Source organism: Halomonas urumqiensis, assembly GCF_003028575.1.
Classification (GTDB): domain Bacteria; phylum Pseudomonadota; class Gammaproteobacteria; order Pseudomonadales; family Halomonadaceae; genus Halomonas; species Halomonas urumqiensis.
In genome coordinates, this window is the sequence record NZ_PYUD01000001.1 from 1,567,077 (window position 1) to 1,584,794 (window position 17,718).

Here is a 17,718-nt window from a genome sequence, read left to right on the forward strand (position 1 = left end):
GCCGTGTTACCGGCTCAGGGCATCGACCAGCGCCTGGGCGGTATCGAACCACAGATCCGCTGGCCAGGCGCGATAGTCGTCACCTTCCTCGATATACCCATAGCCCACCGCCACGGCCGCCATGCCCGCGGCCCTGGCGGCCTGCATGTCGCGTACATGGTCGCCGATATACCAGCAGGCGAACTCCGCCACACCGAGACGCCGGGCGGCTTCGTGCAGCGGGGCCGGGTCCGGTTTCTTCACCGGCAGATCATCAGCGCACAACAGCACACCAGGTCTCAGTCCCAACGCCGCCACCAAGGGTTCGGCATAGGCACGCGGCTTGTTGGTGACGATGCCCCAGGGGCGTGAGAGACTCTCCCACTGGCTCAGCAGGCGGTCGAGCGGGGCGAATACCTGGCTCTCTACGGCCACCCCCTGACCATAAGCGGCAAGCAGGAACGCCCTGGCTTCATCGTGTCCCTGTGCCTCCTTGGGAAGCCCCAGTGCCAGGTCGACCAGTGCACTGCCGCCGTTGGACACCTGGGCTCGAATCACCGGATAGGCCAGCGCCGCCAGGCCATGGTGGGCGCGCAACGCATTGGTGGCCCGCGCAAGATCCGGCGCGGTATCCACCAGGGTGCCATCGAGGTCGAAAAGCAAGGCGTCGGGGGGCGTGATGATGCTCATGTCGTCTCTCGGCGACAGTGCATCAGGTAATTCACCGAGACATCATTCGATGAGAGTCGATAACGCCGAGACAGCGGGTTGTAGGTCAACCCACTCTGCTCGCGTACCGCGAGGCCGGCCTCGCGACACCAGCTGGCAAGCTCGGCGGGGCGGATGAATTTCTGGTAGTCATGCGTGCCGCGGGGGAGCATGCGCAGCAGGTACTCGGCGCCGAGGATCGCCAGGGCGTAGGCCTTGGGATTGCGGTTGATGGTCGAGAAGAACACATGCCCGCCGGGTTTCACCAGGGTCATGCAGGCACGCACCACCGACGCCGGGTCGGGCACGTGCTCGAGCATTTCAAGGCAAGTCACCACATCGAAGCTCGCGGGGTCGTCAGTGGCAAGCGTCTCGACACTGACATGCCGATAGCTGACCTCAACGCCACTCTCTTCGGCATGCAGCCTGGCAACCGCCAGTGGCGCCTCACCAAGATCGATACCGGTGACTGTAGCGCCACGCTGTGCCATGGCCTCGGAGAGAATGCCGCCACCACAGCCCACGTCGAGTACCCGCTTGCCCGCCAGCCCTGCCCGCGCGTCGATGAAATCGAGTCGCAGCGGATTGATCTCGTGCAGCGGCTTGAATTCGCTCTGGGGATCCCACCAGCGACTGGCCAGTGCCTCGAACTTGGCGATCTCGCCGGGATCGACATTGCCTGCCTGGGTGTGACTTGCGCTCATCTGAGCTCTCCGTTGGCTGTCTCAATTCAAGTTGTTGCCGAGCCGACACAGTGGCAGCTCATGGCTCGTCCGGTATCATGCCTATTCTACCCGCTGTCGGTGATGCATTCCCATGCGACATCACGCGACCGCGGCCCCGAACGAGGCAACACCCGGCCCGATCCGGGCGAGCCGAAGCCACAACCACCATTGATGTCGTTTAGGACAAGGATTAGACCATGATCAAGAAGGCCGTGCTCCCCGTTGCCGGCTTTGGCACCCGCTGCCTGCCGGCCTCCAAGGCAATTCCCAAGGAAATGATCACCATCGTCGACCGCCCGGTGATTCAGTATGTGGTCGAAGAGGCCGTCGCCGCCGGTATTCGTGACATCGTACTGGTCACCCACGGCAGCAAGAGCGCCATCGAGAACCACTTCGACAAGCACTTTGAACTCGAAGCGAGCCTCGAGGCCAAGGGCAAGCATGAGCTTCTCGAGGAGCTGCGTTCGATCGTGCCGGCCGACGTCAATATCATCAGCGTGCGCCAACCCGAGCCACTTGGGCTTGGCCATGCGGTTCTTTGCGCTCGCCCGATCATCGGTGACAACGAACCCTTCGCCGTGCTGCTGCCCGACGTGCTGGTCGATGGCGATGGCCTGGCCCGCAATGACCTGGCCGGTATGCTCGATGCGTTCGATCGCACCGGGCGCGCCCAACTGATGGTCGAGGAAGTTCCCCATGAGCTGGTCTACAAGTACGGTATCGTCGACACCGATGGCGACATCCCGCCAGCCGGGGAGTCCCGTTCGCTGACAAGCGTGGTGGAGAAACCCAAGGTAGCCCAGGCGCCGTCGAATCTCGCGGTCATCGGTCGCTATGCGCTTCCGGGCAGCATCTTCTCATTACTCGCAAAGACGCCACCGGGGGCGGGCAATGAGATCCAGCTCACCGATGCCATCGATACGCTGATTCGCGACACCGGCGTGGATGCCTGGCGCATGCGTGGGCGCACCTACGACTGTGGCCACCAGCTTGGCTACCTCGAGGCCATCCTGGTCTATGGACGCCGGCATTCCCGATATGGGGATGGCTTTCGCGAACTGCTGACACGTTACGCTGGTAAGGAGTGAGACCCATGCGGGTGTTGATTCATGGAAGCGAGCTGGCGGCGGTCACCGCTGCGGCGGCACTGTCGTGGGTGGGGCATCATGTGCTCTGGCTGCCCCACGAGGCCGCCCCCTGGGAGCACCTCAAAAAGGTTGACTGGTTGCGCCGGGAGCCCAGGCTTGCCGCGCAACTCGAGGAGAGCCTGGCGAACGGCACTCTCGAGGTGATCGAGGCTCAGCCGGATAGCGAACGGCTGCACACGTTGGAAGTGGTGTGGCTTGCGGTATCGCCTGAGCAGCGTGGCGAGCTTCCTGTATTGTTCTCCCGATTGGCAGCGGCGGGGGGCAAGGACCTGGTGGTGATCAACAACTCGACGTTTCCCGTCGGCGAGACCGAGAGGCTCGAGAGTCAGTTCGATGGCAAGGCCCGTGCCGTAGCACTTCCGGACCTGCTCGAAGAGGGGCGCGCATGGGAGACGTTCACTCGTCCGGCTCGCTGGCTGCTGGGCTGTGATGACGCTGCCGCCGAGGCGCAGGTACGCGAGCTGATGCGTGCATTCAATCGACGCAGTGAGGTGTTCCAGCGCATGCCGCGCCGTGACGCCGAGCTGACGAAGCTTGCCATCAACGGCATGCTCGCCACACGGCTGAGTTACATGAACGAAATCGCCGGGCTCGCGGATACCCTGGGAGTGGATGTGGAACACGTCCGCCAGGGCATGGGGGCGGACTCGAGGATTGGCTACGAATACCTGTATCCCGGCTGCGGTTTCGGTGGCCCCAACTTTTCCCGCGACCTGATGCGACTGGCCGATGTGCAATCGGCCAGTGGTCGTCATTCGGCGCTCCTCGACCAGGTGCTGGATATCAACGAGCACAAGAAGGAAACGTTGTTTCGCAAATTATGGTCGCACTTCAATGGCCGCCTGGAAGGCCGCACGGTAGCGATCTGGGGGGCCGCCTTCAAACCGGGCACTGCGCGTATCGACCATGCGCCCGTGCTGACGCTGCTGCGTGCTCTGTGGGCCCAGGGCGTGCGGGTTCGGCTGCACGATCCCGCGGCGATCCATGCGGTACTCGAGGAGGTTGGTGATCATCCGCTTCTGGAAGTATTCGACCGAGACCCTTACCTGGCCTGCGAAGGCGCCTGCGCGCTGATGCTGGTCACCGAGTGGAAGGCCTACTGGAATCCCGACTGGAGCCGGCTTGCGGCCCTGCTTGGCGAGCGTCTGGTGCTCGATGGTCGTAACATCTACGACCCGCAATGGGTGGCCACCCAGGGCTTGCACTATCGCGGCATTGGACGCCGTGCAGACCCCTGACTCGACGATGTTCATCGTCATCATCCCTGTCGGTTCCTGGCCGCAATTGACAAGGACTGTTACAAGGGCTGTTACAAGGGCCGCTGCAATGATAATGCCGAGGTAAAATTCAGCGCTGCGAAATCCCAGTTGAGCAACTGCCAGACGTTGTCGAGATACTTGGCGTCTTCACAAACATCAACCACCAGTACCGGGCACTGCCCGTGGGCAATCGGCGTGTCGGTCGCGCTTGTGTTGACGATTTCGACGCTTTCTTCCGCTGTCTTTATCAACCATGTCCAGCCTGTGCCAAGGTTGGCCATGGCAGCGTCAGTGAAACGTTGCTTGAAGCCTTCGAACGAACCAAATCTGGTTTCGATGGCAGCGCTCAATGCCCCCTTGGGCCTGCCATCTCCGTAGGGTGACAAGCAGTGCCAATGGAAGGTGTGATTCCAGACCTGGACGGCCTGATCGAAGGTGTCGCCTGACGATGTCGAGATGATCTCTTGCAACGATCTTTGCGCATCGCCGGTAACGTCGATCAGTTCGTTGAGCCTGGTAACACAGGCCTGATGCTGCTTGTAATAGCGATATTCGAGTGTCTCGGCAGCGATATATGGCTCCAGCGCATTCTTGTCATAAGGCAGGGCAGGCAACTCGAATGCCATTCAACGTCTCCTCGATCGCAACGTTAGTTCCCAGGTGGCGCTCATCGCGGTGGACTGACTGCGCGACTGCGTTGGTCGGCATCCGTGCGTTTCGGTGCAAAAAAACCTTACACTAGGTGCCATGCTGTGCGGGGGTGTCGCGGCAGCTTAGCACCCGGCAGGTAGGCCGCCAATTCACCTCAAGGGAATCGGCACATGCCTTTCTGGCACGCGCAGCGACCTTTACCGCTCGAGATAAGGAGTTCGCCATGGCAGAGCGCCCGGATGACCGCCGGTTCGCCACCTCGATCGTACCGGATCCGGAATCCAGCCTGTCTCATCAGCGCCTGCGCCAGCCACCTCCTAATCGGACATGGCCGCTGTGGTTGCTGATCGTGTTACTTATCGGTGCGTTTGCGGCGCTGGCCTGGATGGGCTTTGAAGAGCGCAATCGTCTTGAGCGAGAAGTGTCGCGCCTGGGAGGTGAGCTTTCCAATGTTCATGCACGTTTCGATGCCGAGCAGGGAAGTGGTGATGCGCTGGACAGTATTGAAGAACGGATTTCCGCGTTACTGGCGCGTGATGACAGCATGGCGGAGCGCATCGAGGCGCTGGAGGATGAGAGTGCAGCGCGACTGGACGATATCCGCGAGCAGGCAGCGTCACAGTCCGAGCGCATCAACAGGGTGGAGGAGGCGGCCACCACGCGTGACGCGTTGATGGCCGCCTCTCGGGTATCTCTGAATGCGCTGGAACGCGCAGGCGAGGAGGGGAGATCAGCTCTCGATCAACGCTTGTCGGTGCTGGCCGAGGACCAGGATCGTCATGATCAGCGACTGGATTCGTTGACTGCGCGTCTCGATGACGTGTCGGAAGATACCGCCAACCGCGAGGCGATGATACGTCTTGCGTCCCGTCATGATGATCTCGAAGAACGCATCACCGAGACTGAAGACAGCCTGGGATCGCGCCTTGACGAACTCGCGGCACGCCTGGCCACCCTGGATGATGCGCTTGAAGAAGCAGACACTTCGCGGGATGATATCGAACAGCGTTCCGCTGCAACGGCAGACAGAATCTCTGCACTGGCGTCCGAAATTGGTGAACTTCGCCGTTCCCAATTGGCATTGAGTGCCCAAATCGAGGCCCTGCAGCCATAACGATGCATGATCACCGCAACCGGATATGGCCGCATGCAAGGATGCATTGCCATGGAGTCGCATGATGGAAGGACGCCACAATCAAATGGTCTACCGCCTGCCACGCCTTGCCATCAGCATGCTGTTTGGGGCCGTCCTTTTGGGGAACGCACCAACGATCCGGGCGCTCGAGGCGCGTATCGAGGGGCTTGAAGGTAACGTCGCCGAGAACGTGCGACATTATCTCGGAAGTCTGGATGCCGAAGCGTACAGCCGTGCCCGAATCGAATCCGAGGTTCAACGCCGTGCTCGTGAAGCAATGCGTGTCTATGGCTATTACGAACCCACCTTCGAATGGCAACTCGATGAAAGTGAGCCTCCCGAATTTGTCGAACTTACCATCGACCCTGGCCCACGCGTGCGTCTGGAAGTCATCGATTTCAGCCTGCAAGGTGAGGCGGCGACGGATCCTCCCTTCCAGCAGGCAATCGATGATTTCCCACTCTCTGAAGGCGACCCGCTTGTCCATGCTCCGTATGACAGCTTGCGAGGTCGTCTTGCCAACCTGTCGCTCGAGCGTGGTTATTTCGAATGGCGTTATGTCGATCGTCGCATGGAAGTTCGGCCGTATGACGAGAGCGCCCGTTTGTATCTGGCCCTGGACAGCGGGCCACGATACCGCTTCGGTGAGGTAACGCTTCGCGACAGCCATATCGAACGTGAACGGGTCCTCAACCTGACGCCGTTCGCTCAGGGCGACCCGTATCTAGCTGGCGAACTTGCGCGCTTGAACCAGCGACTCGGCCAGACCGAATGGTTCGGTTCGGTGACCGTGAGACCGCGCCTGCGTCAAGGTGAAAGTCTGGCTCTCGAGCAGCGCAGGCTAGGCTGGTTTCAGGAACTCGATGTCGGCCAGCCGACGACGGCTGATTCGTCAGACGCCAGCGACGTGGTGGCAGGACCAACCCTCTCGGCGATGGCCCTGGAAAGTGCCGCAACGCTTGGTCGCGGCGACTCTCCACAGGTCCCGATCGATATTACCGTCACTCCCGCTGACCGCCATCAATTCGAGGCCGGCGTGGGGTTTGCGACAGATGTCGGCCCACGGCTGCGCTTTGGGTGGCATCAACCATGGATCAATAGCCTGGGCCACAGCCTCGACCATGATCTCTACCTGTCGGCTCCGGAACAGCGCTTCAGCGGCGTCTACCGCATGCCGCTGGAGAACCCGCTGCGTGATAGCTACCGCTTCCAATATGGGTTTCGTCATCGCGACAACGAAGACACCCAGGCATTGGAAGCCACCATCGAGGCAGCGCGGCGCTGGGAATTCGATAACCGTTGGGTACAGACGCTCTATGTGCGCGGCACCATCGAGGACTTCACGCAAGGCGGTGAGGATGAACAGGTCCTGCTGCTCTATCCAGGTATCAGTTGGTCACGCACGCGCACGCGCAATCCCACGTTTCCCAGTTGGGGCGACCGACAGCGCTTATCCTTCGAAGTCTCCAATGGCGCCTGGGGCTCACAGGCCGACTTTCTGCGCATGACAAGTGAGACGCAATGGATTCGCATGGTGGGTGACGATACGCGGCTGGTGGGCCGGCTGGGGCTTGGCGCCATCGAAACCGACGACTTTTCGAAGATCCCGCCCTCCTTGCGTTTCTTCGCCGGGGGCGACAGCAGCGTGCGCGGCTACGCCTACGAAAGCCTGTCCCCCCGTAATGAAGACGGACTGCTTCAAGGCGGCCAGCAAATGTTCACCAGCAGTGCTGAGGTACAGCGCCGGGTGACTGGCGACTGGTGGGGCGCGCTGTTCGTCGATGCCGGTGATGCCTTTGCGGATTGGGGCCCCGATGATCTCAATAAAGGGGCTGGCCTAGGCGTCCGCTGGGTCTCACCGGTAGGTCCCATTCGCCTGGATATCGCTCACCCCTTCGACGATGAGGATAATGCGTGGCGCCTTCATTTCGCCATCGGTCCCGAGTTCTGACGCTGCTCTGGGCTGTGTTTCGCCTGTTTATCGTGCTGCCCCTATGGCTACTCGGCCTGGTCACTTTCATTCTAGGTATCGCGCTGTCTCCCTGGGGAACGGGCCTGTTGCTCGAGGAGGGAGCCAAGCGCGGGTTCTATGAGCTTGTGGCAAGCAAAGGAGCGCCACTCGATCGCCTGGAACTCGAGGACCTGCGCCTCGAAGCGGGCCCTGCCAGAATTGCGGTCCGGCGGCTCGAACTCGCCTGGGCAGAGGATTGCGTGCTCTCCGGTCGACTGTGCTTGGATGCGCTGGTGCTAGAGGGTGCTCGCATCCGGCTTTCCGAGTCCGAGCCTGGCGACGAGGAGGAACCTGCTGGCGAGCCGCTTGCCGAGATTAGCCTGCCGTTTCCCATCGAGATTCGCGCACTGGCGCTCAACGATGTCGAGCTGACCCTGGCCGATGGCACGCAGGTGAGCTGGGACAGCTTCACCACAGGGGCCATGGCCGAGCAGAGTACACTTGAACTGCTGCCGACCCGGCTGGTCGGTACCCGCGTCCTGCTGCCGCTATCACCGGGGATGCGCCTGGCCTTGAGCGAAGCCGAGCACGACGGGCCGCGTGTTGCCGCCGAGGCCATCGATGCGGCAATCGCCGTAGAGAGCCCGCTGCCATCCTCGGTAGCCGCGGAACTGGAAGGCATGGCCGACATGCCGCTCGATGAGCAACCACGCCGCGAGTTGCCGGAGATTCGACTGCCGCTGGCAATAGAGGTACCGGAGCTGCTGATCGAAGATACTGCCGTGGGAGGTGCCATTGAATATGGTGTAGAACGCCTGGCGCTGTCGCTTTCCGCCAGCGGCCAACGGGTCGACATTTCCCCGCTCGAGGTCAGCAGCGTGGATGCCGATGGCCGATTCGAGGCCACTATCGAACTGCGCGACGACTATCCCTTGCAGGCGCGCCTTCAAGCAGCGCTGTGGCTTCCCGAGATCATGCCGGAGCTAGCCGGCCAGCGTATCGATCTGGCCCTGGATGGCGACATGTCCAACCTGGGTGTCCGCCTGAACCTGACTGGGCCTGTGACCGGCAGCGCCGATGCCCGGCTGGATGCCCTGGACCCGACGCTACCGCTTGAAGCGTCACTGCGTAGTGACTTCGTGCAGTGGCCGCTGCCCGCCGCGACGACTGGCGAAGTGGCCGCGGGGAGCACGCCTGCCGACGCGGAGGAGGGAAGCGACGCCGAGGCCACGAACGCCGACGCGCCAGCCACCGAGCCCTGGTGGGTCGAGGATATTTCCTTGCGTGTGCAGGGTAGCCTGCTCGACTTCCAGGCCGCCGCCTCGCTGCACGTCGAAGGGCCTGGCGTTCCCTACACGCGGATCGCCCTCACCGGCAGTGGTGATCAACGACACTTTGCCTGGACCCCGCTTGCGGTGAGCCTCGACGATGCCTCGCTGGTGAGCCGCGGACGCATCGACTGGGCGGATGCATTGGCGGTCGACGCTCAGGTGCGTCTCGATCGCATCGAGCCAGGCCGGTTTGTCGAGGGAATCAGTGGCAGTCTCGATGGAGACATCGAACTGGGCTTCCGTCAGACCGACGAAGGCTGGTCTGTGACTGTGCCGCAACTGGCCATCGACGGTGAACTCCAGGAACTGCCATTGTCGTTGCGCGCCAATCTGTCCGGCGACAGCGAGATGCGTTGGTCGATCGAAACACTGGACTTCCGCCAGGGCGACAATCACCTGTCAGCCGCGGGTCAGGTCTCCGAGCAGGCGCTCGACATCGCGGTAGCGCTCGATATGCCGGCACTGGGCAGCCTGCATGAACAGTTGTCTGGACGATTGAGCGGCAGCATCGATACCGCCGGAACCCTGGACGCGCCACAGGTCGATCTCGATCTCGCCGGTAGCGATCTGGCGTTCGCCGACAACCGCCTGGCACAGCTCAGCCTGGCGGGCCGGGTCAGCGGACTCGAAGATCCCGATCTCGACTTGAACCTTGATATCAGCGAGCTCAATGCCGCTGGCCAGCGCTTCAGCGACATTGCCCTGGTGCTTGCCGGCCGACTCTCCGACCACCGCCTGACCCTCGATGCCAACGCCTCGCCCGGCATGCCGCTTGCGCGAGCCGCACTTGCTCTGGAGGGTGGGCTCGATGACCAGCGTGAACGTTACAGTGGCCGGCTCGACCCTCTGGAAGTCGATACCGAATTCGGCGACATCCGCCTGAACGATCCGCTCGAGTTCGAGGCTAACCTGGCGACCGCAAGCGCCCGGGTCCAGCCTTTCTGCCTACGACGCGAGCAGGGTGGCGAGCTGTGTCTTGCCGAGACGCTCGATGCCTCGGCGGAGAGTGGCCAAGCGACACTCGCGGTCCGCCAGGTACCGATGAGCCTGCTTGACCAGGTGGTGCCGGAAGGCTGGACGGTTGCCGGCGAGACAGAGCTTGGATTGGTAGCCGAATGGGGGCAGGGCGGGGCGACCTGGCGCGCCGAGCTCGACCTGCTCAGTGAAGTGGAACTGGATGGGCTCGACGCCTACGGACAACCCTGGGAGCTGCCGCCTTCACGCCTGACCCTGGATGCCCTGGCCACCCATGAGCGGGCCGACATCGAACTGGGTCTCACGTTGGCACAAGCCGGCGACATCACGCTCACGCTGGGCATTACCGACCCGCTTGGGGCCGGTGGGTTGGATGGCCGGTTGAGACTCAACGACCTGCGCTTGTCTCGCTACCGCACTCTGGCCGCAGGCCTCGAGGAACTTGAGGGGACGTTGGGCGCTGACGTGACGATTGGCGGCAATCGCGAATCGCCAGTGCTCGATGGCCGCCTTGGCCTTTCGGGTCTCGCCGTGAGCGGTGCTGATATCCCGATGGTGGTCAGCGACGGCGAGCTCGACGTTCTGCTGTCGGGTGACCAGGCGACTATCGAGGGCTTCGTGGCCGCCGAACAGGGTCGCCTGACGATCGACGGTGATGCCGCCTGGCCAAGCCCGGATGCCTGGCGTGTGGCCATCGCGCTGGATGCCAGCGACGATCCGCTGCTCGCGGTGTTGCCTGAATTCGGGCGTCTACGCGTGGCACCAGATCTGCGTATCGACGTGGAACCCGAGCGCTTGCAGGTGCGTGGCGATGTCGACGTTCCCTGGGCGCGGCTGGAAGTTGGCGAGCTGCCAGCCTCGGCCGTGGCGCCGAGCCCGGATGAAGTGATCATTACAGAGCGCGATGACGAGCGCGCTCGCCGCCAGGCCGAACGCGAAGAAACTAACGGCGAGGAGCCGGGGGGAGATGCTGCCCAGGCGTTGGTGGATGCCGGCATGACGGTGGATGTACTGATCAATCTGCGCCTGGGGCCGGATATGCAGCTTTCCGCCTACGGGCTCGAATCCGAACTCGCCGGCACCCTGGAGGTTCGCCAGCAGAATGGTCCGGTGCAACTGTTCGGGGATGTCAGCCTGGTCGATGGCCGTTTCCGCGCCTACGGACAGGATCTGGTGATTCGCCAGGGCACGCTCCTGTTCAGCGGGCCGCCTGGACAGCCGTTGCTGAATTTCGAGGCCATCCGCAACCCATCGCTAACCCAGGATGATGTCATTGCGGGGCTTCGCGTGACCGGCAGTGCCGCCGAGCCACAACTGCGCGTGTTCTCGGAGCCGGCGATGGATGAATCCCGAGCGCTTTCCTACCTGCTGCGTGGACGCGCCCCCAATGACAGTGATGCGGATGGCGCCCTGACCTCAGCACTGCTTGGCATGACGCTAGGCCAGACCGGCGGTGCCGTGGGCGCTATCGGCGAAGCCTTCGGGGTATCCGACCTGGCGCTGGACACCGCGGGCACGGGGGAAGACAGTCAGGTGGTGGTCAGCGGCCAGCTCACCGAGGATCTGCGCGTCAGCTACGGGGTTGGGGTATTCTCGCCGATCGCTGAATTGACCTTGCGCTATACCTTGTGGCGGAACCTCTATCTCGAGGCGGTGTCGGGTGCTGCACAGGCCGTTGATCTGGTTTATACCTACAGCCTGCCGGGCACACCGCCCACGCCCAATGACTGACAGCCAACGGATGACAACAAGGAGACGATGATGCGACTCGATCCATCCCGCGTACCGCCCGGTCGTGATACGCCGATGCCCCTGAGCGGCGTGCATAGCGCCAACGGTCGCAGCATGTTGCCACCCTTCGATCCGGGGCTCGAGGAGATCGTGCTGGGCCTGGGCTGCTTCTGGGGGGCTGAGCGGTTGTTCTGGCAACTGCCGGGAGTCGTGGTCACGGCGGTCGGTTATGCGGGAGGCATCACTCCCCATCCGACCTACGACGAGACCTGTTCCGGCCGCACCGGCCATGCTGAAGTGGTGCGGGTGATCTTTGACCCCGGCCAGATCGATCTCGAGCGTCTGCTGCGCGTATTCTGGGAGGCCCATGACCCGACCCAGGGTGACCGTCAGGGCAATGACATCGGCTCACAGTATCGCTCGGCAATCTATACCAGCAGCGAGGCTCAGTTGCGAGTGGCCGAACATTCGCGGGACGCATACCAGCAAGCATTGCAGCAGGCCGGAGGGGGAACCATCACCACCGAGATCGCGGCGCTGGAAGCGTTTTACTACGCCGAGGAGTACCACCAGCAGTACCTGCACAAGAACCCCCACGGCTATTGTGGTCTCAAGGGTACCGGGGTCAGCTGCCCGATCGGCTGACGCGACGCCTGTGCCGCCAGACAGCGCTACCCGCTGGTGAACACCAGTCCTCCAGTTGGGCTGCGACCCGATGTGAAAGCCAAGGTCTCAGCCCGCCATCACGCCATTCCATGAACCCCACATGCCCACCATGGCGGGCGATTTCCACGCGCACCGCATCACCCGGAGGCGGTAACTGCTCAAACAGGCCGGCTGGCATGAAGGGGTCGTCAGCGGCGTGCAACAGCAACGTGGGCAGCTCGATCTCACCCAACAGCCGACCCGCCGATGCGCGCTGGTAATAGTCCTCGGCGCCTTGAAAGCCATGCAGTGGCGCGGTAACGGCATCGTCGTAGTCGCGCAGACTATCAATGGCCAGCAGGCTCTGGCGATCGAGAGCCAGTGGCAGGGTATCCAGGCGGTCCAGCACCTTGGCCTTGAGAGACCTCAGCAGATGGCGCTCGTAGACCCGCGCGAAGCCGTGATGGATGGATTGCGCGCAGCCGCCGAGATCCAGGGGGGCACAGATGGCGATGGCGCCAGCCAGATCGAGCCCATCGCCCCCCTGTTCGGCAACCAGCTTGACCAGCATATTGGCACCCAGCGACACGCCCGCCGCCACTTTCAATGCGTGCGGATAGCGGTGTCCCAGTTGGCCGATGAGCCAGTACGCATCCGCGGTATCGCCACTATGGTAGGCCCGAGGCAGACGATTGGGCATACCGCCGCAACCGCGAAAATGCATCAGTACCGCACGCCACCCAAGGGCGGCAGCCGTGGCCATCAGCTCCCGCGCATAGGGCGAGTCGATCGATCCCTCGAGTCCATGAAATAGAAGGAAAATGGGTGCATCCAGAGAGACCGGAGACGGTTTGGCCCACACCAGTTCGACGAAGTCACCATCGGGCAACTCGAGCACTTCCTTGCTCGTTGCAAGCCGGCGGCGGGGAAGCAGACGAGGCAGCAGTGTCTGCACATGACGATTGGCGAGCCCCCGAGGTGGATGGAACTGAGCGGGATGCAGCTGGCCGGTCATGGGGGATCACTCGTGGCGTGGTGTCAGGTTGTCGGGACCATGCAAGGTGACGTGGATATTGTCTTCGATACGAATACCGCCATGATCGGCCAGTGAACCCACCGCGTCCCAGTCGATTTCACGGTTGCCGCGGTAGGCATCGAGCAGCATGGGAATAATGTAGATGCCTGGCTCAATGGTGACCACCATCCCGGCTTGCAGTTCCCTGGTGAGTCGCAGAAAGGGGGCACCGACAGGTGGTGACAGGAGATTGCCCCCTTCATCCCTGTGGCCTGCCACATCATGCACCTGAACACCCAGCAGGTGTCCAAGGCCATGGGGACAAAAGGCACGGGTAATGCCACTTGCCACGGCAGCCTCGGCGCTTGTCCGCACCAGCCGTTGTTCTATCAGCAGGTCGGCCAATCCTGCGTGCATGCGCTCGTGCAGATCGATGAACGAGACACCCGGTGCCAGCGCGGCAATCAAGGTACGTTGAAGTGCGGTAACACCCTCGACCAGCGGGGCGAAACGCTGATTGGCGTGGGGCCCTGGCCATGTGCGCGTAATATCGGCGCAATAGCCTCGATAGCGATATCCGGCATCCACCAGCAGGCTACGCCTTATGGCTTCGGGCCTGATGGCCTGATGCTGGTAGTGCAGAACGCCCCCATGAGCATTGAGTGCGATGATGTTGCCATAGGGCAGGCTCGTTTCGCGCTGCCGAGTGGCGGCCAGATAAGCGAACTGGATGTCCAGTTCGCAAGCGCCGCCGAGAAAGGCGTCACGGGCTGCCTGATGGCCCAGCATGGCTCGCTGGTTGGCCTCCCGAAGGCAGGCGACTTCATAGGCGCTCTTGTGCACACGCAACGCATCGAGGTCACGCGTCAGGCCGTCCGGGTTGATCTTGACATCCCATTGCGCCGTCATGGTCGGCGCCACATCGCCCACCACAGCGAAGCGGCCAGGCGGCAGGGCAGGGGGCGTTACCTCCTGACGTCGCTCGACATGGAAGTGATTGACCCAGGGTTCATCGGGTAGGGTGTTGGGAAGATGCCAGATATCGTCCGGCGCATGAAAGTACAGGGTGGGTCTCAAGCCAGGGCGTATCAGCAGCCAGCAATGCGCGGCATGGGCAAGCCCCGTCCAGTGCATGAAGTGGCCCTGGGTGACGAAGCTTGCGTGCTGGTCATCGCCGAAATGGCGTGCAGGGTGGCCACTGTAGAGCAGCACGCCATCCAGTTGGTGGTTGACCAGCACGTGCGAATAACGCTCCTCGAGGGCCACGAGATGCTCATGCTGCAGGACGTCCAACGACACCTCTAGCCCTCGCCAGGCGTGAGCGTTTCGATGCGGTAGAGGGTGCCGGCTTGGTCGAGGCCCGAGATCGTGCACCCCAGATCCTTGACCCGACCATCGGAGAGCCCGTAGACCCAGCCATGGATCCACAAGGGCTGACCGCGCTGCCAGGCGTGCTGAACGATCTTGGTACGGCAAACGTTCATCACCTGGGCCTCGACATTGAGTTCGCACATGCGGTTCACCTGATCGTCCAGCGAAAGCTCTGAGAGGGCCTGGCGGTGTTTAAGGTAGAGCTCACGCACCGAGTGCAGCCAGATATCCACCATGCCATTGTCACCGCCCGCGACAGCGGCCTTCACGCCACCACAGCCGTAGTGCCCTACCACCATGATATGACGAACCTTGAGCACATCCACGGCGTACTGGAGTACCGACAGCGCGTTGAGGTCGTTGTGGTGAAGCAGGTTGGCGACATTGCGATGGACGAAGACCTCCCCTGGGGGCAGGGAGATGATCTGGTTGGCAGGCACGCGGCTGTCGGAGCAGCCAATCCAGAGATAGTCGGGGTTTTGCTGCTGAGAAAGACGAGAGAAAAACTCGGGGTCTTCCTCGCACATGCGCTTGGCCCAGGCGCGATTGTTGGCCAGCAGCGTTTCGATTTCCTTTTTCATGGCAAGCAAGTTCCGGTACGTAAGGGTCGACGTGAAATCGGTGACTTCTTTTACCGCCTGGCAAGGCATTGGTCAACGTCAGGGTCTCGCCAGGTTCCCGCCGTTCTTCGTTGGCTGCTATCATCGCCCGACATGATTTCCAGGCCGAACGTGGCCCTTGCGAACAGGAGAATTCCGTGTCCGAGTTCGACCACTCCCAATACGACTGTGATCTTTTCGTTATCGGTGCCGGTTCCGGTGGAGTGCGTGCGGCACGCACGGCCGCCGCCCATGGCGCCCGGGTCATGGTGGCCGAGGATCGCTATCTCGGGGGGACCTGTGTGAACGTCGGCTGCGTGCCCAAGAAGCTTTACTCCTATGCCGCGCATTTCCACGATGCCTTCGAGGATGCCAGTGGCTTCGGCTGGCGGCTGCCCGCTCCCCCCGAGTTCGACTGGCCGACGCTGCGTGACAACAAGATTGGAGAGATCAAACGGCTCAATGGCATCTATGGACGCCTGCTGGAGAACGCCGATGTCCGCCTGATTGAGGGACGGGCTCGTGTGATCGACGCTCACACCGTCGAAGTGGCCGGTGAACGCATCAGCGCGGCGAAGATTCTGGTTGCCGTGGGTGGCTGGCCCTGGGTACCCGAGTTCCCGGGGTGTGAGCTTGCCATCACGTCCAACCAGGTATTCGACCTGGAACGTTTCCCCAAGCGTTTCCTGGTGCTGGGTGGTGGCTATATTGCCGTGGAGTTCGCCAGCATTTTCAATGGGCTGGGCAGTGACACTCACTTGATTTACCGCGGCGAGTTGTTCCTGCGTGGGTTCGACCAGGAAGTTCGCGAATTCACGCGCGATCAGATGGCCGCCAAGGGCGTCAACCTGAGTTTTGACACCAACATCACCTCCATCGAGCGTGTCGAAGGCGGCCTCGAAGTCAGCTTGACCAATGGCGAAACCCTGGAAGTCGATGCCGTACTGGCCGCCACCGGCCGCAAGCCGCATCTGGAAGGCCTCGGACTCGATGCCCTGGACATCTCACTCACCTCAAGCGGGCATATCCGTGTCAACGAGAGTTTCGAGAGCTCGGTTCCCTCGATACTCGCGCTGGGTGACGTGTCGGGTGGCCCCGAGCTCACGCCAGTGGCACTTGCGGAGGCCATGCACCTGGTTCAGCACCACTTCACCGATACACCGCCCAAGGCACCGCTGGATTACCGCAACATTGCCACCGCCGTGTTCTGTCACCCCAATATCGGCACGGTGGGGCTTTCCGAGCAGGCGGCCGTTGACGCGTATGGCAAGATTCGCGTCTACACCGCCAACTTCCGGCCCATGAAGCACACCTTGTCGGGTAGTCAGGAACGCTGCCTGATGAAGCTGATCGTCGATGATGCTAGCGACGTGGTGGTAGGGGCCCACATGGTGGGCGAGGAGGCCGGTGAAGTGATCCAGGGGATTGCGATTGCCGTGCGCGCCGGGCTGACCAAGTCGGATTTCGATGTCACTGTGGGCATCCATCCCACCGGAGCGGAGGAGTTCGTGACCATGCGCACACCGACACGCATCATCCCCGCGACACCCGCCTGACGAGCGAACACGGCAGCACACCGCAATACGGGCCACCCAAGGGTGGCCCGTTGCTTTTCAGGGATAACGGTTCATACGCCATGCGTTGAGAAAATGTCATCTCGACAGCATCTCAGTTGGACTAATCTCTTATACAGCAGTGCGCAACAGCAGTGCGGCTCAACGAAGCGGCCACCTGTACAGAAGGCCTGCAGCAGGTATTGTGGCTAGGCTAAGGCCCTGCCGCATAATTTCCTGTTATGGTTGCTGGTTGATAGAATAATCGCAATTTTGAAATGCGACTCCGCGCTGTTATAATGCTTTACAAATTCGCTAAGCGAACCCGCCATGATGACAACCAGTGAACCTTTCACACCCTCCGCCGACCTGGCACGCCCGAGCGTTGCCGATGCCGTGGTCGGCTTCGACGCCATGCCGTTGTTCATTCGCAAGCCAAACCCGGATGACGGCTGGGGTATCTATGAACTGGTCAAGTCCTGTCCACCGCTGGACGTGAATTCCGCGTATGCCTATCTGTTGCTTGCCACCCAGTTCCGCGACACTTGCGCGGTGGCAACCAACGAAGAAGGTGAAATCGTCGGGTTTGTCTCCGGGTACGTGAAGAGCAATGCCCCCGACACCTATTTCCTGTGGCAGGTTGCCGTGGGCGAGAAGGCCAGGGGAACCGGTCTTGCCCGGCGCCTGGTCGAGGCAGTGATGGGACGCGCCGAGCTTCACGAGGTGCATCATCTCGAGACCACCATCACCCCCGATAACCAGGCATCCTGGGGATTGTTCCGGCGTCTTGCCGATCGCTGGCAAGCTCCGCTCAACAGCCGCGAATACTTCTCCACAGATCAACTGGGCGGTGAACACGACCCGGAGAATCTGGTTCGCATCGGCCCATTCCAGACCGACCGAATCTGACGCACGTACATGCTGTCGGCGACCGTCGATCGG

14 protein-coding genes are annotated in these 17,718 nt (G+C 62.1%); 8 read left to right on the forward strand and 6 right to left on the reverse strand.

Features of this window, described 5'->3' with window-relative positions; translation table 11 throughout:
• Positions 1-6: 6 nt before the first annotated feature.
• Together C6V82_RS06850 and ubiG are read right to left on the reverse strand one after the other, a co-directional pair.
• Positions 7-669: an HAD-IA family hydrolase gene (locus tag C6V82_RS06850; protein ID WP_102589029.1), complete on the reverse strand. Its 663-nt coding sequence runs from the start codon at positions 667-669 to the stop codon at positions 7-9.
• On the reverse strand, positions 666-1,391 hold the full coding sequence (gene ubiG / locus C6V82_RS06855; RefSeq protein ID WP_102589028.1) for a bifunctional 2-polyprenyl-6-hydroxyphenol methylase/3-demethylubiquinol 3-O-methyltransferase UbiG: 726 nt from the start codon (positions 1,389-1,391) through the stop codon (positions 666-668). The genes C6V82_RS06850 and ubiG overlap by 4 nt, the downstream gene beginning before the upstream one ends.
• A 218-nt stretch (positions 1,392-1,609) precedes the next feature.
• Here ubiG and galU point away from each other — a divergent pair, with 218 nt between their 5' ends.
• Positions 1,610-2,500, forward strand: a complete 891-nt coding sequence (galU, locus tag C6V82_RS06860) for a UTP--glucose-1-phosphate uridylyltransferase GalU (protein WP_102589027.1) — start codon at positions 1,610-1,612, stop codon at positions 2,498-2,500.
• 5 nt (positions 2,501-2,505) lie between these two features.
• A complete protein-coding gene (locus C6V82_RS06865; protein ID WP_102589026.1) occupies positions 2,506-3,798 on the forward strand; it encodes a nucleotide sugar dehydrogenase in 1,293 nt (430 codons plus the stop codon).
• Between the two features lie 71 nt (positions 3,799-3,869).
• Here C6V82_RS06865 and C6V82_RS06870 read toward each other — a convergent pair whose 3' ends face one another.
• On the reverse strand, positions 3,870-4,445 hold the full coding sequence (locus tag C6V82_RS06870) for a Fe-Mn family superoxide dismutase (protein ID WP_102589025.1): 576 nt from the start codon (positions 4,443-4,445) through the stop codon (positions 3,870-3,872).
• Positions 4,446-4,693: 248 nt separating this feature from the next.
• Between C6V82_RS06870 and C6V82_RS06875 the strand changes: the two genes are divergently transcribed.
• The 4 genes from C6V82_RS06875 (at position 4,694) to msrA (ending at position 12,238) form a co-directional block, all read left to right on the forward strand.
• Entirely contained in the window at positions 4,694-5,584 is an 891-nt protein-coding gene (locus C6V82_RS06875; protein WP_102589024.1) for a coiled-coil domain-containing protein, read from the forward strand.
• A gap of 64 nt (positions 5,585-5,648) precedes the next feature.
• Entirely contained in the window at positions 5,649-7,556 is a 1,908-nt protein-coding gene (tamA, locus tag C6V82_RS06880) for an autotransporter assembly complex protein TamA (protein ID WP_338063304.1), read from the forward strand.
• Complete coding sequence (tamB, locus tag C6V82_RS06885; RefSeq protein WP_229842999.1) at positions 7,520-11,593, forward strand: autotransporter assembly complex protein TamB; 4,074 nt, start codon at positions 7,520-7,522, stop codon at positions 11,591-11,593. Before tamA ends, tamB begins: the two co-directional genes overlap by 37 nt.
• A 30-nt stretch (positions 11,594-11,623) precedes the next feature.
• Positions 11,624-12,238, forward strand: coding sequence for a peptide-methionine (S)-S-oxide reductase MsrA (gene msrA, locus C6V82_RS06890; protein WP_102589023.1), 615 nt, complete (start codon positions 11,624-11,626; stop codon positions 12,236-12,238).
• On the opposite strand, the gene C6V82_RS06895 is transcribed toward msrA, so the two are convergent.
• Genes C6V82_RS06895 through can form a run of 3 tightly spaced genes read right to left on the reverse strand, consistent with a single transcriptional unit; the run spans position 12,219 to position 15,205 of the window.
• On the reverse strand, positions 12,219-13,253 hold the full coding sequence (locus C6V82_RS06895; protein ID WP_102589022.1) for a hydrolase: 1,035 nt from the start codon (positions 13,251-13,253) through the stop codon (positions 12,219-12,221). The genes msrA and C6V82_RS06895 overlap by 20 nt on opposite strands.
• Positions 13,254-13,259: 6 nt before the next feature.
• Positions 13,260-14,552, reverse strand: a complete 1,293-nt coding sequence (gene pepQ, locus C6V82_RS06900) for a Xaa-Pro dipeptidase (RefSeq protein ID WP_229842997.1) — start codon at positions 14,550-14,552, stop codon at positions 13,260-13,262.
• Positions 14,553-14,554: 2 nt separating this feature from the next.
• Complete coding sequence (can, locus tag C6V82_RS06905) at positions 14,555-15,205, reverse strand: carbonate dehydratase (RefSeq protein WP_102589020.1); 651 nt, start codon at positions 15,203-15,205, stop codon at positions 14,555-14,557.
• Between the two features lie 176 nt (positions 15,206-15,381).
• Between can and gorA the strand changes: the two genes are divergently transcribed.
• Both gorA and ectA read left to right on the forward strand, forming a co-directional pair.
• Positions 15,382-16,779 carry a glutathione-disulfide reductase gene (gene gorA, locus C6V82_RS06910; protein ID WP_102589019.1) on the forward strand — a complete coding sequence of 466 codons (1,398 nt, stop codon included), beginning with the start codon at positions 15,382-15,384 and terminating at the stop codon, positions 16,777-16,779.
• Between the two features lie 327 nt (positions 16,780-17,106).
• Positions 17,107-17,685, forward strand: a complete 579-nt coding sequence (gene ectA / locus C6V82_RS06915) for a diaminobutyrate acetyltransferase (RefSeq protein WP_102589018.1) — start codon at positions 17,107-17,109, stop codon at positions 17,683-17,685.
• Positions 17,686-17,718 lie beyond the last annotated feature (33 nt).

Coding starts and splice junctions, on each gene's coding strand:
- C6V82_RS06850 (WP_102589029.1), bottom strand. CDS start 669: ATGAGCATCATCACGCCCCCCGACGCCTTGCTTTTCGACCTCGATGGC.
- ubiG (WP_102589028.1), bottom strand. CDS start 1,391: ATGAGCGCAAGTCACACCCAGGCAGGCAATGTCGATCCCGGCGAGATC.
- galU (WP_102589027.1), top strand. CDS start 1,610: ATGATCAAGAAGGCCGTGCTCCCCGTTGCCGGCTTTGGCACCCGCTGC.
- C6V82_RS06865 (WP_102589026.1), top strand. CDS start 2,506: ATGCGGGTGTTGATTCATGGAAGCGAGCTGGCGGCGGTCACCGCTGCG.
- C6V82_RS06870 (WP_102589025.1), bottom strand. CDS start 4,445: ATGGCATTCGAGTTGCCTGCCCTGCCTTATGACAAGAATGCGCTGGAG.
- C6V82_RS06875 (WP_102589024.1), top strand. CDS start 4,694: ATGGCAGAGCGCCCGGATGACCGCCGGTTCGCCACCTCGATCGTACCG.
- tamA (WP_338063304.1), top strand. CDS start 5,649: ATGGAAGGACGCCACAATCAAATGGTCTACCGCCTGCCACGCCTTGCC.
- msrA (WP_102589023.1), top strand. CDS start 11,624: ATGCGACTCGATCCATCCCGCGTACCGCCCGGTCGTGATACGCCGATG.
- C6V82_RS06895 (WP_102589022.1), bottom strand. CDS start 13,253: ATGACCGGCCAGCTGCATCCCGCTCAGTTCCATCCACCTCGGGGGCTC.
- can (WP_102589020.1), bottom strand. CDS start 15,205: ATGAAAAAGGAAATCGAAACGCTGCTGGCCAACAATCGCGCCTGGGCC.
- ectA (WP_102589018.1), top strand. CDS start 17,107: ATGATGACAACCAGTGAACCTTTCACACCCTCCGCCGACCTGGCACGC.